The sequence below is a fragment of the Rhodococcus sp. 14-2470-1b genome (assembly GCF_002259415.1).
Lineage (GTDB): Bacteria > Actinomycetota > Actinomycetes > Mycobacteriales > Mycobacteriaceae > Rhodococcoides.
The window spans coordinates 214463-232694 of sequence record NZ_NPFY01000006.1 but is presented as its reverse complement, the minus strand read 5'-3'; the positions used below and the strand labels follow the sequence as shown (position 1 = coordinate 232694).

The 18232-nt window shown below is 65.8% G+C and carries 19 protein-coding genes and 1 riboswitch; of the genes, 8 read left to right on the top strand and 11 right to left on the bottom strand.

What is annotated here, in order from left to right:
- Positions 1–38: 38 nt before the first annotated feature.
- Positions 39–1025: an LLM class F420-dependent oxidoreductase gene (locus CH293_RS04370; RefSeq protein ID WP_037103563.1), complete on the top strand. Its 987-nt coding sequence runs from the start codon at positions 39–41 to the stop codon at positions 1023–1025.
- Positions 1026–1036: 11 nt separating this feature from the next.
- Here the strand turns inward: CH293_RS04370 and CH293_RS04365 are convergent, their stop codons facing one another.
- From CH293_RS04365 to CH293_RS04355, 3 genes are all read right to left on the bottom strand, one after another.
- Positions 1037–1705 (bottom strand): DUF3239 domain-containing protein, encoded by a 669-nt coding sequence (locus tag CH293_RS04365; RefSeq protein ID WP_037103565.1) that lies wholly within the window; start codon positions 1703–1705, stop codon positions 1037–1039.
- A 26-nt stretch (positions 1706–1731) separates the two neighbouring features.
- Entirely contained in the window at positions 1732–3387 is a 1656-nt protein-coding gene (locus CH293_RS04360; protein WP_037103566.1) for a DNA repair helicase XPB, read from the bottom strand.
- A gap of 122 nt (positions 3388–3509) precedes the next feature.
- Positions 3510–5780 carry a helicase-associated domain-containing protein gene (locus CH293_RS04355; RefSeq protein WP_094719479.1) on the bottom strand — a complete coding sequence of 757 codons (2271 nt, stop codon included), beginning with the start codon at positions 5778–5780 and terminating at the stop codon, positions 3510–3512.
- 61 nt (positions 5781–5841) lie between these two features.
- Between CH293_RS04355 and CH293_RS04350 the strand changes: the two genes are divergently transcribed.
- Positions 5842–6030, top strand: coding sequence for a hypothetical protein (locus CH293_RS04350; RefSeq protein ID WP_037103571.1), 189 nt, complete (start codon positions 5842–5844; stop codon positions 6028–6030).
- Positions 6031–6106: 76 nt separating this feature from the next.
- On the opposite strand, the gene CH293_RS04345 is transcribed toward CH293_RS04350, so the two are convergent.
- The 3 genes from CH293_RS04345 to CH293_RS04330 form a co-directional block, all read right to left on the bottom strand.
- Positions 6107–6721, bottom strand: coding sequence for a transglycosylase family protein (locus CH293_RS04345; protein WP_037103573.1), 615 nt, complete (start codon positions 6719–6721; stop codon positions 6107–6109).
- Positions 6722–6731: 10 nt separating this feature from the next.
- Positions 6732–6969: riboswitch (cyclic di-AMP (ydaO/yuaA leader) on the bottom strand.
- A gap of 246 nt (positions 6970–7215) precedes the next feature.
- On the bottom strand, positions 7216–7587 hold the full coding sequence (locus CH293_RS04335) for a YccF domain-containing protein (protein ID WP_037145213.1): 372 nt from the start codon (positions 7585–7587) through the stop codon (positions 7216–7218).
- A gap of 15 nt (positions 7588–7602) precedes the next feature.
- Positions 7603–7821: a hypothetical protein gene (locus tag CH293_RS04330; RefSeq protein ID WP_037103577.1), complete on the bottom strand. Its 219-nt coding sequence runs from the start codon at positions 7819–7821 to the stop codon at positions 7603–7605.
- A 153-nt stretch (positions 7822–7974) separates the two neighbouring features.
- Between CH293_RS04330 and CH293_RS04325 the strand changes: the two genes are divergently transcribed.
- Positions 7975–8388, top strand: coding sequence for a cold-shock protein (locus tag CH293_RS04325; protein ID WP_019667303.1), 414 nt, complete (start codon positions 7975–7977; stop codon positions 8386–8388).
- On the opposite strand, the gene CH293_RS04320 is transcribed toward CH293_RS04325, so the two are convergent.
- From CH293_RS04320 to CH293_RS04310, 3 genes are read right to left on the bottom strand one after another with little or no spacing between them, the layout of a single operon-like run.
- Entirely contained in the window at positions 8389–8910 is a 522-nt protein-coding gene (locus tag CH293_RS04320) for a DUF2771 family protein (RefSeq protein ID WP_020111521.1), read from the bottom strand. It lies immediately after the preceding gene.
- Positions 8907–10556, bottom strand: coding sequence for an MFS transporter (locus CH293_RS04315; RefSeq protein ID WP_176459905.1), 1650 nt, complete (start codon positions 10554–10556; stop codon positions 8907–8909). The genes CH293_RS04320 and CH293_RS04315 overlap by 4 nt, the downstream gene beginning before the upstream one ends.
- Positions 10557–10599: 43 nt before the next feature.
- Positions 10600–11427, bottom strand: coding sequence for a glutaminyl-peptide cyclotransferase (locus CH293_RS04310; RefSeq protein ID WP_094719477.1), 828 nt, complete (start codon positions 11425–11427; stop codon positions 10600–10602).
- A 40-nt stretch (positions 11428–11467) separates the two neighbouring features.
- On the opposite strand from CH293_RS04310, the gene CH293_RS04305 reads away from it, so the two are divergent.
- The 3 genes from CH293_RS04305 to CH293_RS04295 are packed head-to-tail and all read left to right on the top strand — an operon-like array spanning position 11468 to position 15583.
- Entirely contained in the window at positions 11468–12346 is an 879-nt protein-coding gene (locus CH293_RS04305) for a DUF3027 domain-containing protein (RefSeq protein ID WP_094719476.1), read from the top strand.
- Positions 12343–15057: a sacsin N-terminal ATP-binding-like domain-containing protein gene (locus CH293_RS04300; RefSeq protein WP_094719475.1), complete on the top strand. Its 2715-nt coding sequence runs from the start codon at positions 12343–12345 to the stop codon at positions 15055–15057. The genes CH293_RS04305 and CH293_RS04300 overlap by 4 nt, the downstream gene beginning before the upstream one ends.
- The gene (locus CH293_RS04295) at positions 15047–15583 is read left to right on the top strand and encodes a phosphatase PAP2 family protein (protein WP_094719474.1); all 537 of its coding nucleotides are present in this window, start codon (positions 15047–15049) and stop codon (positions 15581–15583) included. The genes CH293_RS04300 and CH293_RS04295 overlap by 11 nt, the downstream gene beginning before the upstream one ends.
- On the opposite strand, the gene CH293_RS27820 is transcribed toward CH293_RS04295, so the two are convergent.
- Positions 15571–15759, bottom strand: coding sequence for a hypothetical protein (locus tag CH293_RS27820; protein ID WP_141216785.1), 189 nt, complete (start codon positions 15757–15759; stop codon positions 15571–15573). The genes CH293_RS04295 and CH293_RS27820 overlap by 13 nt on opposite strands.
- A 131-nt stretch (positions 15760–15890) precedes the next feature.
- Positions 15891–16139, bottom strand: coding sequence for a DUF2530 domain-containing protein (locus tag CH293_RS04290; RefSeq protein WP_037103586.1), 249 nt, complete (start codon positions 16137–16139; stop codon positions 15891–15893).
- An 18-nt stretch (positions 16140–16157) separates the two neighbouring features.
- On the opposite strand from CH293_RS04290, the gene CH293_RS04285 reads away from it, so the two are divergent.
- Together CH293_RS04285 and CH293_RS04280 are read left to right on the top strand one after the other, a co-directional pair.
- Complete coding sequence (locus tag CH293_RS04285) at positions 16158–17612, top strand: NCS2 family permease (RefSeq protein ID WP_094719473.1); 1455 nt, start codon at positions 16158–16160, stop codon at positions 17610–17612.
- Between the two features lie 34 nt (positions 17613–17646).
- Entirely contained in the window at positions 17647–18093 is a 447-nt protein-coding gene (locus CH293_RS04280; RefSeq protein WP_037103593.1) for a MarR family winged helix-turn-helix transcriptional regulator, read from the top strand.
- The last annotated feature ends 139 nt before the right edge of the window (positions 18094–18232 follow it).

Here is an 18232-nt window from a genome sequence, read left to right as displayed (position 1 = left end):
AGGGGTGTGATTCCTACTCGATCGGTAGGATTCCGGTCATGCGATTCGGACTCTTCATTCCTCAAGGCTGGCGACTCGACCTGGTCGGTATCGACCCCGCGGCGCAGTGGGACGTGATGCGGAATCTCGCGTCCGCCGCCGACGCCGGACCGTGGGAATCCTTGTGGGTGTACGACCATTTCCACACCGTTCCCGAGCCGACGGACGAGGCTACGCACGAGGCCTGGACTCTGATGTCCGCGTTCGCGGCGACGACGTCGCGCATCCGTCTGGGGCAGATGTGCACGTCGATGGCGTACCGCAACCCCGCGTATCTGGCGAAAGTTGCGGCGACGGTGGATCTGATCTCGGCCGGCCGCGTCGAGATGGGCATCGGTGCGGGCTGGTACGAGCACGAGTGGCGGGCATACGGATACGGCTTCCCTCCCGCCGGGCAGCGTCTGGGTGCACTCGACGAGGGTGTGCAGATCTTCAAGCAGGCCTGGGAAACCGGAGAAGCGACGCTGGACGGGAAGTACTTCCAGGTCGATGGTGCTCGGGTGTGGCCCAAGCCGGTACAGGACGGCGGTATCCCTCTGTGGATCGCAGGCGGCGGTGAGAAGGTCACGCTGAAGATCGCGGCGAAGTACGCCGACTACACCAACTTCGACGGCACCCCGGAAGGGTTCACGCGTAAGTCGGAATTGCTGAAGGGGCACTGCGACGCCGTCGGCCGCGATTTCGACTCGATCGTGCGCTCGTCCAACTACAACGTCGCGATCGGGACCACGGAAGCAGAAGTGAAGGACAGGCTGGATCAGCTACAGGCGCGTCTGACGCAGTACGTGGGGGCCGAGAAGGCGGATGCGGCGCTCGACGCGTTCCGTGGTCTTCCCGGTGTCGGCACGCCGGAGCAGATCGTCGAGAATTTGACGGCGCTGAAGGAGAAGGGGCTCGCGTACGGCATCTTCTATTTCCCGGAAGCCGCCTACGACCGTTCCGGCATCGAACTGTTCGAGCGCGAGGTAATTCCGGCCCTGTCCTGATCGGCGGTGCGCTACCGCAGTTCGTCGGGCAAGTCGTGCGGATCCACCAGGAGCTGCTGGTTGTCGGATTGACGAACCTTGGGGGACAGGCCGATGTTGGCGACCAGCAGAGCCCATTCCGCTTCGCTGATCGCCGCGGTAGCGCGCTCGATCACCGATGCGTCCGTGGTGCCCCAGGCGATGGGCATCGGGGCGACCATCTGCCAGGTGTCGCTGATCGCGTTCTTGCTGCGATCCGACAGGACCGAGATCGACGGAACCAGTTCCCCTTCGACCAGTTCGTGGCCGGGCAGCGATCGGATGCTGCGTGTGACGAGGGCGTAGTGCGACGCGCCCGCGTCGGGCTTGGCGATGTCGATCAGCGCCAGCAGGGTGACGCCGCGTGCACGCGTCTCCGCGATGACGGCGGGCACCAGCCCTCCTTCGGCGTAGAGGTCCTCGACGGTGCCGACCTTGCGCGGCGCCCAGACGGTCACCCACAAGGACGTCGCCGCCGTGATCAGGAACACCGCGCCCAGAATGTAGGACCACGGATGCGCCAACCAGAAGAACCACGCGGCGGCGGCAATCAACACGACCGCGGTGACGACGGCGGAGACACGGAGCCGCCGGACGTCGCCCATGGTCTCGTTCACCGAGTTGGCGTGGGCAACGTCTACGGGAAAATCGAATCGGCGCACCTGCCCATTATTAGCACGCCTGCAGCTCAGATCGCAGGCCCCAGCATGTCGTCGGCGTCGGTGATGCGATACGCGTATCCCTGCTCGGCGAGGAATCGTTGCCTGTGCGCAGCATATTCGGCGTCGAGGGTGTCTCGGGACACGACGGAGTAGAAATGCGCTTGTCCGCCATCGTGTTTCGGCCGAAGGAGGCGTCCGAGTCGCTGCGCTTCCTCCTGGCGTGATCCGAAGGTTCCCGAAACCTGCACTGCCACGGATGCTTCCGGGAGGTCGATGGAGAAGTTCGCGACCTTGCTGACCACGAGGGTCTGAATCTCGCCCTTGCGGAAGGCGTCGAACAGGATTTCCCGTTCCTTGTTCTTGGTCGACCCCTGAATGACCGGGGCGTTCAAGGCCTCGCCCAATTCGTCGAGCTGATCGAGGTAGGCCCCGATCACCAACGTCGGCGCGTCCTCGTGCTTCGCCAGAATGGATTTCACCACGGCGATCTTGGTGTGCGCCGTCGAGCACAGCTTGTATCGCTCCTCCGGTTCCGACACCGCGTACGCCATGCGCTCGGCGTCGGTCAGCGTGACGCGAACCTCGATGCACTCGGCGGGCGCGATCCACCCCTGCGCCTCGATGTCCTTCCACGGAGCGTCGTATCGCTTGGGGCCGATGAGCGAGAACACGTCGCCCTCGCGGCCGTCCTCACGGACCAGGGTCGCGGTCAGGCCGAGGCGACGACGGGACTGCAGATCGGCCGTCATGCGGAACACCGGCGCCGGAAGCAGGTGGACCTCGTCGTAGATGACCAGACCCCAGTCGCGCGAGTCGAACAGCTCGAGATGCTTGTACTCGCCCTTGGTGCGACGAGTGATGACCTGATAGGTGGCGATGGTCACAGGGCGAATTTCCTTGCGCTCGCCCGAGTACTCACCGATTTCCTCCTCGGTGAGCGAGGTGCGTGCGATCAGTTCGCGCTTCCACTGGCGGCCTGCGACGGTGTTGGTGACGAGGATCAGCGTCGTCGCCTTGGCCTTGGCCATCGCAGCGGCACCGACCATCGTCTTGCCGGCGCCACAGGGGAGAACGACGACGCCCGAGCCACCGGCCCAGAACGAATCCGCGGCCATCTCCTGGTAGTCGCGGAGCGACCAGTGGCCGCCCTCCTGATCCAGATCGATCGGGTGCGCTTCGCCGTCGACGTACCCGGCGAGGTCCTCGGCGGGCCAGCCGATCTTCAGCAGCATCTGCTTGAGATGCCCGCGCTCGCTCGGGTGGACGATGACCGTGTCCTCGTCGACCTTGGCGCCGAGCATCGGCGCGATCTTCTTGTGTCGCATGACCTCGGTGAGGACGGCGCGATCCAGGCTGACGAGCGAGAGTCCGTGGATCGGGCTCTTCACCAGCTGGAGGCGGCCGTACCGAGCCATCGTGTCGACGATGTCCACCAACAACGGCTGCGGCACGGCGTAGCGCGAGTAGTTGACGAGTGCGTCGACGACCTGCTCGGCGTCGTGGCCCGCTGCTCGCGCGTTCCACAGAGCGAGCGGGGTGATGCGATAGGTGTGTACGTGCTCGGGCGCTCGTTCGAGCTCCGCGAACGGAGCGATGGCGCCGCGCGCTTCACCGGCTTGCGGGTGGTCGATTTCCAGCAGCAGAGTCTTGTCGGACTGGACGATCAAAGGCCCATCGGTCACGTGTTCCTCCTACAGAACTCTTCGGCGCAGCGCGCCTGATGCGCATCGAAAATGCGCAACTGTTCCATTGTCCACATAACGTGCCGCCCGCGCATGTGAGCGGAACTGCATTGCCACTCACGTCAGTCGACGAGAGCCACCGAGGTGATGCGATGCAGCGTGAAGCGGCGTACTTCACCGGTGGCGGGGTCGAATGCCTCCAGCAGGCCTCCACCCATCGCCACCGGATCCACGACGCGCCTCGACGCGGTGCCCTGGGCATCGACGTAGCCGATCGTCACGCTTCGCCGCACCTGCAGCGCCGTCTGGAGCAGAGCGAGCGTCGCGGTCCCTGTCGCGCGGGTTCCGTCGGAACGCACGGTGTGACCGCCCGCCCGGGAGGCGCGTTCGCCCGCTCGCAGTTCGGTGACGAGCCGGGCGAGTTGCTCGTCGGTGGGTACGGCCGGGCTGCGGAACTGAGCCCGGGTTCTGCGGACCGGGACGCGCGCACCGCGGCTGCGGAGGTCGACGATGGCGCCGTTGGAATCCTCGCCTGCGGGTGCAAGACCCGCCGCGGTGAGAACGTTCATGACTTCGGCGAGGGGCGCCTGAGAGATGGCAACCGTCGGAGCGAGCGCGCGCAGCGCCAATTGTTCGCTCGCCGGGGAGGCCAGAACCTCGGCCAGCAGAGCCGGATCCTCGCACCTGACGAACGACGACGCGACACCCGCCCGGAGTCGTCCGTGGCGCCGGGCGACGTCGTCGATCAGGTAGCTCAGTCCCTGCGGAACCGGGGTACGGGAGTGCGTGGTGAACAGACTGTGCAGCTCGGCCGCGCTCATGCCCACGTCGAGAGCTCGGCGCAGACTGTCCTCGGTGATCCGGTACATCGTCGCCGCGCCTGCCGACTCGACGTCGGCCACGAGCTCGATCCGATCGTTCAGATCAGGTTCGAGAGGTCCCGGCGCCACCAGAGTGAGGTCGGCCTGGAGGAGGATGTAGTCGATCGGTTTCGGGAGAACCGATCGCATGGCGGCTTCGGCGTCGCCGCCGTGCAACAGCGCTTTGCCCGGTGACGACAGCGCGCCGCGGGCGACGATGCCGAGCGTCGTGGCTTCGTCGATCATCTTCTGCGTCGGGCGCATCGCGAACCTGGCCGCTGCCCGTGGACGTTTCCAGCCGAGTCCACGCGAGACGTCGGTGGGCGTCACCGATCGACCGGCGCCCAGATCGGCCAGGAACTCCAGGATCGTGCGACGGTCGCGCGGGGCTGCAGGCGAGCGAACTTCCTCGGACAGCGCGGCGACGGGTTTGTCGTTGGAATCGCGCATACCGATGAGCCACGGTGCACGCTGTAGATCGAGCCACGCCGACGCCAGGGCGTGCCAGCGCGCTGCAGGCGTTGCCGTCGTCCAGGCGTCGACAGCGGAGGTGGGCGCCCAGTAGTCGTCGCCGGAGTCGTTCGAGGGAAGGGGATCGGGGGTGCCGCTGGAGATCAGTGCTGCGGCCGCAAGGAGTTCGACGAGCAGTCCCACCTGGTTCTCGTCGAGACCCGTCGCTTTGGTGATGCGCTTGAGCTCTCGGATGCCGAGACCGCCGGCCTTCAGCGCCGGGGCGGGTGCGACCGCCAAGGATTCGATGATCGCAGCGCAGTGCCTGATCAGCTCGAGCGATTCGCCCGCCGCAGCAGCGTCGACGTCGGCCGCCGTGTACTTGGTCGTCGCCGGCTTGGGCGGTGTCAGTGAGGTGGGATCGGAGATCGGCTCGCCACGCAGCGCCTGACCCACCTGATGCGGAAGCTCGACCGTCTGTTCGTCCAGCCACGTCAGCAGCCCGGCGCGCAGCAGCTTCTGGACCGGGCGGTCCGGCGGCGTGCCCGGCGCGGCATCGCGGGTTCGACCGACGGGAGAAGACCTCGCGAGAGTTTCGAGGAGGCCACGTTCGCTCGACTCGATACCGGCGAGCGCTTCGGTGACGCGCTCGGGCGTGAGTGAGTCGTCGGCGTCCAGGATGCGGCCGATTCGCCACGGCACGGCGTCCGGTGCCGCGGGAGCCATCCGAAGTGTTCGTGTGCCCCAGACCAGAGCGCGTTCACCCAGCGCCGTCAGCGCCCGATCGACGGCTTTGGCGGTGGCGCGCTTGTCGATCACGTCGTCGAGACGCGCGCGGGACACGGGAAGATCACCCGCACCCTCGATCGAGAGAAGCTCGAGAATCGTCAGCGCGAGTGTGTCGAGAGAGTCGGCGCTGCGAAGAATCGACGCGCGCTGCTCGGCGCGGCCGGCGAGAACACCGATGGTCGACGGGGGTGGCACCGTCAGGTCCGGACGCAGCGTGAGAAAGCCGACGAGTTCGGAATCGGAGCGGGACTCCAGCCACGTGGCGAGGTCCGGTGGCGCTGCTTTATCGGTCATCACGTATCAGATTAGTGACCTGGACTGGTGTATGCCGCAGCGCAGGTGTCAAAATGGGCGCATGGTGAACAAGTCGAAGAAGCCCTATGTCGATCCAGGCTGGCCGGAAACCGCGCGCGGTGACCATGCGGTGACGGAATTGTCGTCCACGCGATCGGGAGGCTTGTCGCCCTACGGCGAGGAGACCGAGTTCCCGCTGCCCGTGGAGGACCTGCCCTACGCGCACCCTGTGACCGTCGTCAACCGCTGACACATCCGATACGAACAGACGAGAAAGGCCCCCGAGACCACGGTCTCGGGGGCCTTTCTCGTACCGGCAGTGTGCCTTACTGAGGCAGGAACGCCTTGTTGGCCTGGTAGAACTCGACCAGCTGTGGGTCGAGCTGAATGCCCTGCGTCGCGTCCTTGATGATCGAGGCGATCTGCGGGTCGTTGGTGAAGGTCTGCACGGCGCTCGTGATGCCGTCGATGACCTCGGCAGAGCCGTCGACCGTCGGGATGGACGTCAGGTCGGGGAGCTTGGGTGCTTCGGGAGCGGACTTCGGCGAGGCGGGAACGCTGCGCTCGGACGGTGCGCTGCTGAGGCCGAGGCTCGAGGAGCAGGAGGGCCATGCGTTCCAGCCCTGCGATGCGAGAACCTTCTCGGCGACTGCGATCTGCTCTTCGCGGCTGGCCTGGTTCGCGGTGGCTGCGTACTGCTGGCCGCCGTGCGAGTTCCAGGTGCTGGGGGAGAACTGCAGACCACCCTGGAAACCGTTGCCGGTGTTGATGCCCCAGTTGCCGCCTGCCTCGCACTGAGCGAGACGGTCCCAATCGGAGTCGGGAGCTGCGGTGGCGGTACCGGTGAAGGCGATGCCCGCGGTGCCCATGATGGCGCCGGTGACGGCGACCTTGGCGACGGTGCGGCCGGTGGTGGTCGGCTTGCGATGACGTCCGCTCATACTTTTCTTCGAATCCTCTCCACAGGCGCCTGCGAGGTCAGCTGTCGGGTTCGGGCTGAGAGGTAGCCCGGCCCGGCGTTCCCGGCAGCGAGACCGCTGCAGGATTGTCGGGCTTCACCCCAAGGAATGTTCCGCGGGAGCGGAGCGTTCCGGTTATCCGAGAGGACGTGTGGGTCCCCCGTCCTCGTCCCCTGGGTGTTCTTGGTGGGGGTCCGTTTCCGCGGGACGAGGTTTGGCGCTGCGGGAACGGATTCGGCCGAAGTTTCTCAGCCGCCACTGACCGTACTGAAGTTCCCGTGGAGTGTCACCATTTGGTAACTGTTGCTTTTTCGAGCCGTCGCGCGGCGTGCTCGTATCCGATTTTCGGTAACGAACGAATCTGCAGCTAGAGGCTTCGGCACCGCGACGACGTCCGTCCGTTGCCCTTCCGTTACCCCACTGTTATGTGATGGAAGTCACACCCATCCGGATTGGGGCGGGAGGGGCTGGAGTGATCAGGCGTCGACGATGTCCTTGCCGAGTGGCATCAGAGAGATCGGAATCATCTTCAGGTTCGCGATCGCGAGCGGAATCCCGATGATGGTGATGGCCATTGCGAAAGCGGTGGCGATGTGTCCGATGGCGAGCCACACACCGGCGACGATCAGCCAGATCACATTGCCGATCACCGATGCGACGCCGGACGTCGGACGTTCGACGACTGTCTTGCCGAACGGCCACAGTGCATAGACGCCGATTCGGAAGGACGCTATTCCGAACGGAATCGTGACGATGAGGATGCAGCAGATGATCCCCGCTGCGAAATAGCCGAGTGCGAGCCACAGCCCGCCGAAGATCAGCCAGATGATGTTCAGTATCGGACGCATGGTCGGTACTCCCGTCTATCGTGCTCGTCGGCCGGAAAACAGTGCGAACACCAGCGCCAGCACGAAGCCGAGCGGTGCGGCGATCATCGCGGTCAGGTACAGCCACAACGGCGGCTCGTTTCCGCCCACCGCCGGAACCAGAAAGATCGCCGCGATGGCAACCAGTCCGGCAACGAAAAGAACGAGTGCTACGCGCAGCAGAGCCGAGCCGGCTCGGGGTCGTCGATCGGTCACACTGCACGACGGTAGTCGCTCGACGGGGAAGAAACCCAGATGCTTGCACCGGCGTAGTCGCGGTAGACTGTCGTATTCGCGTCTCGCCGATCGTGCGGGGCGCGAAATTTTGTGCCAGCAACAACAATCGAGACAAATGGACGGGTGAGCGCAGTGCCTACCGGCAAGGTGAAGTGGTACGACGTCGACAAGGGATTCGGCTTTCTCTCTCAGGAGGAAGGTGAGGACGTCTACGTTCGCTCGTCTGCGCTCCCCGCAGGTGTCGACGGCCTCAAGGCAGGTCAGCGCGTGGAATTCGGCATGGCCGCAGGCCGCCGCGGACCTCAGGCGCTCAGTCTCAAGGTCCTCGAACCGGCTCCGACCGTGCGTCAGAACACACAGGGTCGGCGCGAGCATGTCGAGCGCAAGCACACCCCGGACCAGCTGCACGGAATGGTCGAGGACATGATCACGCTGCTCGAGGCCACCATTCAGCCGGAGCTGCGCAAAGGCAAGTACCCCGACCGCAAGACCGCCCAGAAGATCTCCGAGGTCGTCCGCGCCGTCGCACGTGAGCTCGACAGCTGATCAGTCGGTCTTGGTCGCGATCGACCAGATCGCGTGGCTGATGATCTCCTCCTGCTGAGTGTCGGAGTCGATGACGCCCGACGGGAGTCGAATTTCGACGCCCAGCAACTCCCTGCCCTCGTCGTCGAGGGGCTGGACCGTCATGCCCAGCTTCTCGTCGGGCAGGTAGAGGGTGTCCGACTCGACGGCTCCGTCGCCGTCCGCGTAGACCGCGGCGAGGATCCAGGGCGCCGAGGTGATCTCACCGGGCAACGACAGCTGCAACGGGTGGCCCTCGCGCACCGGAACGGTGGCGCTGGTGCCGTCGGTGTCGCACAGCGGTTCGTTCACTGGGCAGTAGAGGTACGGCTCGACGACGACGGTTCTACCGTCGGCGAATGCGGTGACTGTCGGCCGATGCGACGGTGCATCCTTGACGAGCAGCGCGAGAACCGCGACGAACGCAACTGCGACGACTACGAGGCCGACGGTGCCGATGGCCAGTATCTTCTTGGTCTTCGGTGCGAAATTCACTGTGCTCACGTTCTGTTCGTACTGGTCGCGGCGGACGGATGTCCGACGGCGTCGGGGATTACCTGTTCTGCGTGATCGGGTCGGTTGCCCCCGAATCCGGGGAGCAGCGACTTCCCACGGTAGGTGAGGAAGGTCTGGACCAGGCCGACCGTAAGCACCACCGACACGACGGTGAAACCGAGCCAGAACTCGGTGGGCAGCAGTACGCCCATGGTTCCGCCGAGTACCCAGCAGAGCTGGAGTACGGTCTCGGATCGACCGAATCCGGAGGCGATGGATTCCGGTGGCAGGTCCGACTGCAGTGACGCGTCCAACGAGACCTTGGCCAGTGCGCTCGCCGCGGAGGCGATCAGCGCGGCAAGTGCGGCGGTCAGCAGACTGCCGGTGATCGCCGCGACGATCGCGCCGATGGTGACCGCGGTGGTGCACCGGAGAACGACGATGGCAGGCCTGCCCAGTTTGATCCGTGCGCCTGCCGCGTTGCCGGCGAAGTTGCCGATCGCGGCTGCGGCGCCGACGAGGCCCAACATCGCTGCCTGCCTGATCGGCTCGTGTTCGGTCTGCGCTTTCGCGACGAAAGCCACGTAGAGCGTCAGAAAACCGGTAAGGATTCGAATGGTTCCGTTACCCCAGAGCCCGATGATCACTGCCTTGCCCAAAGGCTGACGCCGCGCTTTCGCAGGCGTAGCCGACGGTGTTTCCTCGGCTCGGCCGCGTCGGATCACTTCCGTCTGGGCGTCGTCGCCGTGGTAGCTCAGGGTTGCGGGGACTTCGCCTTCGGTGACTTCGACCCAGGATGGGATGCGCATGCTGAGGTATGCACCGAACACCGTGATGGCGGCGACGAACCAGAGCGCACCGGGGGAGCCTGCGACGAACGCGATTCCGGCGGCGATTCCGCCCGCGACGATGGTGCCGCCGATGAGGCCGAACACCGTGAGCCGGGAGTTGACCCTGACGAGGTCTATCTCGGGTGGAAGTACGCGCGGCGTCACCGCGGATTTGAGCACTGCGAAGGATTTGCTGAGTACCAACATTCCCAGTGCGGCCGGGTACAGCACCCAACTGTCGAAGTTGAACACCAGCACCACCGCCAGTACCGTCCGCAGACCGAACGAGGTGGCGAGCGCGATGCGACGACCGTGCTGCAACCTGTCCAGCATCGGTCCGATCAGCGGCGCGATGACGGCGAACGGTGCGATCGTGATGACGAGGTAGAGCGCGACCTTCAGCTTGTCCTCGCCGGTTGCGGCGGAGAAGAACAACGTGTTGGCCAGGGCGACGGCAATGGCAGCGTCGGACGCGAAGTTGGCCATGGTCGCGTAGGTCAGCGCCGTCAGGCCGGACTTGTCGGCTCCGTCGGCTTTCGCTGCGCGCTGGAACGTCGCGATGCCCTTGCCCGTCAGTTCTCGGCTGCGCATCGCGGCGACCCGGGTGACCGTCAGCTTTCGGGGGATCGGAGGCGGCTTCGGTCCCTGCGGTTTCTGCGCTTGCGGTTTCTGCGCCTGCGGCTGATCGGCATGAGGCTGGGTATTCGGTGGGTGCAGAGGAGGCAACGGGGTACGCCGGCTCGCGGCGCGGGGGGCCGGCCGGTAATTGTCGAACCCTGGGTGGTCCTCACCCGCGGGGGCGTCGGAATCACGGGGATCGGTCACAGATCAATTCTGCACTGAAAGTCGGATGGGCGAGTACACCGACTCACGTGAACTCCACCTCGTACATCGTCGGCCACAATTTTCCGGTCACGAGGAACCGGTCGGTGCCCGGTATCTGTGCGATGCCGTTGAGGACGTCGGCTCCGGCCCGCTCCTCGTCGGTCATCGCGTCCCACAGCGGCCGGGCGTCGATCGTCGCCGTGACTGCGCCGGTCTGCGGATCGATCCGCGCGATGTCGAACGTCTTCCACACGTTCGCGTACACGGAACCGTCCTCGGCGCACTCGAGCTCGTTGAGGTCGGACAGCGGGTCACCGTCCTGAGTGACGGTGACCTCGCCGGTGACGTCGAACGTCACCGGATCCCGGAACGTCAGCGTCGACGAGCCGTCACTCATGATCAGGCGCGACGAACCGTCCGTCGCTTCGCACAGGCCCCACCCTTCGCCGTCGTAGTCGACGCGGGTGCGTTCGGCGAGAGTCAGCGGGTCGCGGGCGAACGCGACACCGTCCTGCCAGGTGATCTGCCAGGCCGTGCTGTCGGTGACGGTGATGCCTTCACCGAAGTACGAGGAGGACAGGTCGACCTGCCGGAGAATCTCGCCTGTGTCGAGGTCGCTCACGCGAACGTAGGACGTTCCGTTGCGACCCGTGCTCTCGTACAGTTCTCCGTCGGAGATCTCGAGCCCCTGGGTGAACGACGTCCGGTCGTGGGGAAGCGTGCGAACAACGGTGACGGACAGTGCGTCGGCCGGTGTCGCCGACGATTCCGGTTCTGAAAGGGTGCATCCGGTCACCAGTCCCACTGCGGTGAGCAGACCCAGCGCGGCAGCCGCCGTGGTCTTCACCCTGGAACGAAACGGCGCAGGCATCGCCCCATCATGGCAGCCCGAACTGGGCGCATCCGAAGTGATGCGGCAAAATGAATGTGTGAGTTTCACATCGTCTCCTGAGCTCGACCAGATTCGCCCCGTTCTCGCCGACGCCGCGGAGTTGGCTCGTGCGGCGCTGATCGATTCGGCCGAAGGCGGCGTCGGAGAATATCTCGGCGTCACCGCCGAGGATCGCTCGGCGGCCACGCACCGCTTCCGTGCCGAATTGCAGGGCTACCGCGGATGGCAGTGGGCTGTGGTCGTCGCCGCGCCCGAGGACGCCGACGTCGCGACCATCAGCGAAATCGTGCTGCTCCCCGGCCCCGACGCTCTCGTCGCGCCCGCGTGGTTGCCGTGGGACGAGCGGATCCGTCCGGGCGACCTCGGACCGGGTGATCTTCTCCCGCCCCGGCAGCAGGATCCACGTCTGGTGCCCGGGTACGTGGCGACCGGTGACCCCGCTGTCGACGACGTCGCTCTCGAACTCGGGTTGGGCCGTACGCAGGTTCCGAGCCGGGAGGAGCGACTCGACGCGGCCGAACGGTGGCACGACGGTGACTTCGGGCCGGGTAGCGAGATGGCCAAGGCCGCCCCGTCGACCTGCGGTCTGTGCGGATTCTTCCTGCCGATCGCCGGGTCGTTGTCGGCAGCCTTCGGAGTGTGCGGCAACGAGTACTCCGCCGACGGGCGAGTGGTGCACGTCGAGTACGGCTGTGGCGCGCACTCCGACACCGAGCTGCCCACCGGCGCCGGGTCTCCGCAGTTCGACCCGTACGACGACGCGGCTCTCGAGGTCGTCGCCACACCACCCGCACCGGAGGCCGCCACGCCTGATGCCGAGCCGGGGGCCATCACGCCCGAGGCCGAGTCGGAGGCTCTCGTCGACGCCGCCGAGCAGGACGATCGATCGACCGATTGAGCGATCCATTCGACACCGAATCGCTGCGTGCGGCGGTTCTGTCCGCATGGACGTCGTCGCCGACGCGATTGCGGGAGGACTCTGCCACCGAGAGTGATCTGGTGCGCGGTGGTTATCGCGAACGGCTGCTGACCGAGCTGGCGCAGAACGCCGCCGACGCTGCCGCACGCGGCCGGGTGCCCGGTTCGCTCCGCGTGTGGTCGGAAGGGGAGTTCCTGCACGTCGCGAACACCGGCGCTCCGCTCGATCGAAGTGGGGTGCACGCTCTGACCGCGTTGCGGGTGTCCGCGAAAACCGAGGGTGTCGGGCGGTTCGGTGTCGGTTTCACCGCGGTGCGCGCAGTCAGTGACGAGATCGAATTTCGTTCCGCTGCAGGCGGAGTGGTCTTCAGCGCCGATCGGACGGTGCGGGCGCTGGCGGACGCCGGGGTGGTGCCGCCGGCGGCCGGTGTTCCGGTTCTGCGACTGGCGTGGCCGAGTTCGGTCCCGCCCGCCGACGGATTCGACTCCGAAGTCGTGTTGCGGGTGCGAGACGCAGACGAGATCCTCGCCTCGATGCGCGAGGAAGCGGCGTCGCTGTTGCTGGAACTGGAAGCGCTGACGGTCATCGACATAGCCGGCGACCGCCTCGAACGCACCGTCACCGGTGTCGGGAACGGGGTGGAAGTCGTCGACGTGGACGGGGGCCGGTGGTGGCAGTATCGCACCGAGCGTGTGCGGTGGCTGATTCCGACCGTCGACGATCGGCCGGTACCTGATTCCGCGAATGTTCTTCGCGCGCCGACGCGTTCGGACGAGGAGTTGTCGCTACCGGCGATGCCGATCGCCGACGTGGCCATGCAACCCGATCGCCGACGGGTACTCCCCGGTGCCGATGTGGCCGGGCTTGCCGCCGGATACGGCCGGATGCTGGCGGCCCTGCCTTCCTCGGTGCGACCGACGTTCGTCCCGGTGCCCGGGTTCGCGCGCAGTGCCGTCGACGAGGTCCTGCGGGAGTCGATTCTGCGTGAGGCATCCTCAGCTGCATGGCTTCTCGGAGTCGGAGGGGTGGATCTGGTTCCGTCCCGAGCCATGGTTCTGCCCGGGCTCACGGACGAGTTGGCGGAGGTACTGGCCGAGACGTTCCCGGAGTTGGTTGCGCCGTCGATGTCCGGTCCACGACACGCAGCGGCGTTGGCTGCGGTCGACGTTCGTCGCATCGGGTTGGCGCGTCTCGCCGAGATGCTCACCGGTGTGGACCGCGAACCGGCGTGGTGGGGTCGGTTGTACGACGGGCTCGCGGCTCTGGTCGTCGACGGCGTTGCATCGGAAGAGCTTGCTGCACTTCCTGTTCCGCTCGCTGACGGCCGTACGGTGACGGGGCCGCGCACGACGGTACTCGGCGACGGCATCAACAGTGCGATCGGAGTGCACTGGACTCGATTGGTTCACCCCGATGCCGCCCGACCTCTGTTGACGAGGCTGGGCGCGGCACAGTTGTCCGCCGCGGAGATGCTGTCCGATCCTGCGCTGGAAGCTCTTCTGGACGAACTGGACTGGGACGACGGTGATGCCGTCGACGAGCTGACCGACGCCGTACTCACTCTTGCCGTGAACGCCGACGGTCTGCCCGGGTGGCTCGGATCGATTCCGTTGTCCAGTTCCACCGGTGAACTGCGTGCGGCGGACGAATTGTTGCTGCCCGACGCACCGTTGGCGGCCGTCTTGTCCGAGGACTCGCCGTTCGGCACGGTCGATCCCGCCGTCGTACGTTCACACGGACCGGATGCGCTACGCGCAGTGGGCGTCGGCTGGGGATTCGGGGTCGTCACCGACGACCTGCCGACCGAGCCGGATCACGACCTCGACGACGAGGCTGCGTGGTGGGCGTCGCTGGCCGATGACCCGGAGACGCTCGTCGCGGTCCGCGACCTGGATCTCGTGGACTCCGATGCCTGGCCGGAAGCGCTGTCTCAGCTGTTGGCGGACCCGAGAACACGCGCCGCGCTGCAGGATCGGGACGGATACACCGCGTGGTGGTTGCGGCGGCACGCCGTCGTCGACGGCGCGTCTGTCGGAACGTACCGTGCGCCGTCGGACACGACGTTCGACGGACTGCTCGACGTGTTCGAGCATCCGAGTGCGGACGATCTCGCAGCTGCGCTGGCGCCGAACCACTGCGACAGCGCCTGGTTCACCCGGCTGCTGATCGAGCGTCTCGCCGATCCCTCGCGCGCACCGACTCCTGCGGTGATCGCGACAACTCATACAGCGATCGCCGACGCAGTGGCGTCGGGGCGCGTCGAGGAGGACGATCTGGACCTGCCGCCGCAGGTTCGATCGGTGTCGGGTGCACTCGTCGACCCGATCGATGCGATGGTGCTCGATCGACCGTGGCTCGCCGCCGTCGTCGACGCCGACGTCACCGTGTTGTCGACACTGGAGTCCGCGTCCGTGCTGGCTTCGGTGCTCGATGTGCGCCTCGCCTCGGACGTTGTCCACGGTGATGTGCGAGGCGTGGGACGGGTGAGTTCCTTCGATCGCGAGTCGTCGTCGGTGTTGGCCTGCGCGGCACTGGGACTCGACCTGCCCACGGGGCGGGTCGTCGTGCACCACGAGTTGATTGTTCGACTTCGCGGAGCTGTGGCGGGGGAGCGAACCCTCGCCTGGTGGGTGACCGAGGACGGCGTCACTCACATCGCCGACGGCAGGGAGGTCGAAGGTGGACGCTGACGTCCTTCAGTGGATGGTCGAGCATCGCGTGGCCTGGGTGACATCACTGTTCTGGGTGATCACGACACTCGGGAACACGGTGTGGATGTTCGTCTGGTCCATCGCGGGATGCGCAGCATTGCTGACGTCCGGCCGTCGGCCCGACGCGAGCATGGTCGGCGGCGCGATGTTGACGGGTTGGGGCGCAATGAGTCTGGCCAAGCTGCTGTGGGGGCGCGCCAGGCCACCGGTTCCGGAACGACTGGTCGAGATCTCCAGCTTTTCGTTCCCCTCCGGCCACGCGATGATGTCCGCCATCCTCGCGACGGTGACGATCGCCGTCCTGGTGACGTCACGGACGCCGTGGCTGCACAGGCGCAGCCTGCTGGCGCTGCCCGTCGCCGGCACCCTGGCGATCGGGTTCTCCCGGATCTACCTGGGTGCCCATTGGACGACGGACGTGCTGGCGGGCTGGGTGTTCGGAGCCCTGTGGGGATTGCTGTGGATCGTCGTGGTCCGCGCGATCAGCCGCGATCAGCGACCTTGAAAGTCGGACCGCTGCGCGATGACGAGGAGTTCGTCGCGCATCGAGGGGCTACTGACTGCGTGCGCGCGTGCGTAGAGAGCGCGGAGCGAGCGGGTGTGGTTACGGCGGGTACGGAACTGCGAAACGAACTTCATGGCCTTGCTTTCGTGGATCATCCGGTTGCTTGAAACTGACATAACCAATACTCCACGTTAAATCTGTGTAACTCAACCGATTCAGAGGTGAGTTTCCGCACGTCAGAGCGTGTGTAGGGTGACGACGATTACGTGCAGCGCACGACGTGACGTGGGTTATGGAGGTCGAACAGTCAGTTCAAGCCGCGCTGCGCGGTCTTGCTGCCGCGCCTCGATGCCGCGCGTTGGACCAGAAACACCACGTAACCGGTTGCTCCGACACCGATTCCGGCCCAACAGACGGGCAGCGCCGACGACCACCGCTCGCCGACGAGCAGAACGACGACGGTTGCCGCTATCCACAGGGCAAGTCCGGCCGCGAGCACCGGAGCCGGATCGGTCAGCCTGGGGCTGAGCTCGTTCGGTTCCGACTCGGGGTCCACGAAATGTAGGTTACCTCCATGGCCTTCCAGTCCCGGCTCCTGGACAACTACTTCAAGATCACCGAACGTGGATCCACCGTTGGATCCGAAGTGCGCGGCGGCGTCGTCACGTTCGTGGCGATGGCGTACATCGTCGTACTCAACCCGTTGATCCTCGGCAGCTTCTCGGCCGACGACGCAGCGGCCAAGACGGACGTGCTCGGCAACATCCTGCCGGTGTCGCAAGTCGCCGCCGTGACCGCGCTCGTCGCGGGATTCATGTCGATCCTGTTCGGCATCGTCGCCAACTATCCCTTCGGCATCGCAGCCGGACTCGGCATCAACACCCTCCTGGCGGTCACCATCGCACCCCAGGTCACCTGGCCCGAGGCAATGGGCCTGGTGGTGATCGACGGAATCATCATCGTGCTGTTGGCCGTCACCGGATTCCGCACCGCCGTGTTCAACGCGATCCCGTCCGAGCTGAAAGCTGCGATCGCAGCGGGTATCGGAGCATTCATCGCGTTCATCGGTCTGGTCGACTCCGGATTCGTCAGGAGAGTCCCCGACGCCGCCGGTACGACGGTTCCCGTCGGGCTCGGCATCGACGGCTCCATCGCGTCGTGGCCGACGGCCGTGTTCGTCTTCGGACTTCTCCTCATGGGCGTCCTCGTCGCACGCAAGGTGCGCGGTGGTCTGCTCATCGGAATCGTCGTCACCACCGTCGTCGCGGCCATCGTCGAGGCCGTCACCGACGTGGGTCCGTCGCAGGGCGTCGACCCCAAGGGCTGGAACCTCAGCGTTCCGATTCTCCCGGATCAGCTCTTCCAGATCCCCGACCTGTCGTTGGTCGGAGACGTGAACCTGTTCGGCGCCTTCACCCGCATCGGTGTGCTGGCGGCAAGCCTGCTGGTGTTCACCCTCGTGCTCGCTAACTTCTTCGACGCGATGGGGACGATGACCGGCCTGGGCAAGGAGGCCGAACTCGTCGACGAGAAGGGCACACTCCCCGGAATCGGTAAGGCACTCGTCATCGAGGGAACCGGCGCCATCGCAGGCGGCGGTGCGTCGGCGTCGTCGAACACGGTGTTCGTCGAGTCCGCCTCGGGAATCGCTGAGGGCGCACGCACCGGCCTGGCCAACGTGGTCACGGGTGTGCTGTTCCTCGCCGCGATGTTCTTGACGCCGTTGACCGCCATCGTCCCGATCGAAGCAGCGGCCCCCGCCCTTGTCGTGGTCGGCGCATTGATGATCGGACAGGTCAGGGACATCGATTTCACGAAGTTCGAGATCGCCCTTCCCGCGTTCCTGACCATCCTCGTGATGCCGTTCACCTACTCCATCGCGAACGGTATCGGCGTCGGCTTCATCGCCTGGGTGATACTCGCGGTCGGTCGAGGCAAGGCCAAGTCGGTACATCCCCTGCTCTGGGTCGTCGCTCTACTGTTCGTGGCGTATTTCGTGGTCGGACCCATCACGGACGCGGTTACCTGAGCTCATCCTCGCTGCTAGGCGTAGTCTCCTCGCTGTGACGTCGGGAAATAACGTTAAGGACAACCGTGAATTGGCGAGCGACCTGTCGCTTGCCGTCGTGCGATTGACTCGTCATCTGAGGGGGAGACGTGTCGATTCGCAAGTGTCGCTGACTCAGCTGTCGGCCTTGGCCACGCTGAGCCGTGAGGGTGACATGACACCGGGGGCTCTTGCGGCTCGGGAGCGCGTGCAGCCACCGTCGATGACCAGGGTCATCGCGTCACTGGCGGACCTGGGATTGGTGGTGCGCACCGCGCATCCGACCGACGGCCGTCAGGTGATCGTGTCGTTGTCGCCCGCCGGGCACACGCTCATCGCGGACGAGGCAAGTGCTCGTGAGGCGTGGATGACTGCGCAGTTAGCCGGGTTGAACGAGACCCAGCTCGCAACCCTGCGCGATGCCGTGGGGATCATCAGCGCCTTGGTGAGCGAGTCCGAATAGGCAGGGGCCTCGTGAGGGCCGGAGTGGAGCCTGCGGAACGACTCGTTAGGCCAGGAGTGGAGCCTGCGGAACGACTCGTTAGGCCAGGAGTGGAGCCTGCGGAACGACTCGTTAGATAGGTTTAATATCTATAGAGTGC

Coding starts and splice junctions, on each gene's coding strand:
- CH293_RS27820 (WP_141216785.1), bottom strand. CDS start 15,759: ATGTCAGTTTCAAGCAACCGGATGATCCACGAAAGCAAGGCCATGAAG.
- CH293_RS04350 (WP_037103571.1), top strand. CDS start 5,842: ATGGTGAACAAGTCGAAGAAGCCCTATGTCGATCCAGGCTGGCCGGAA.
- CH293_RS04285 (WP_094719473.1), top strand. CDS start 16,158: ATGGCCTTCCAGTCCCGGCTCCTGGACAACTACTTCAAGATCACCGAA.
- CH293_RS04335 (WP_037145213.1), bottom strand. CDS start 7,587: ATGCGTCCGATACTGAACATCATCTGGCTGATCTTCGGCGGGCTGTGG.
- CH293_RS04305 (WP_094719476.1), top strand. CDS start 11,468: ATGCGGCAAAATGAATGTGTGAGTTTCACATCGTCTCCTGAGCTCGAC.
- CH293_RS04370 (WP_037103563.1), top strand. CDS start 39: ATGCGATTCGGACTCTTCATTCCTCAAGGCTGGCGACTCGACCTGGTC.
- CH293_RS04355 (WP_094719479.1), bottom strand. CDS start 5,780: ATGACCGATAAAGCAGCGCCACCGGACCTCGCCACGTGGCTGGAGTCC.
- CH293_RS04310 (WP_094719477.1), bottom strand. CDS start 11,427: ATGCCTGCGCCGTTTCGTTCCAGGGTGAAGACCACGGCGGCTGCCGCG.
- CH293_RS04345 (WP_037103573.1), bottom strand. CDS start 6,721: ATGAGCGGACGTCATCGCAAGCCGACCACCACCGGCCGCACCGTCGCC.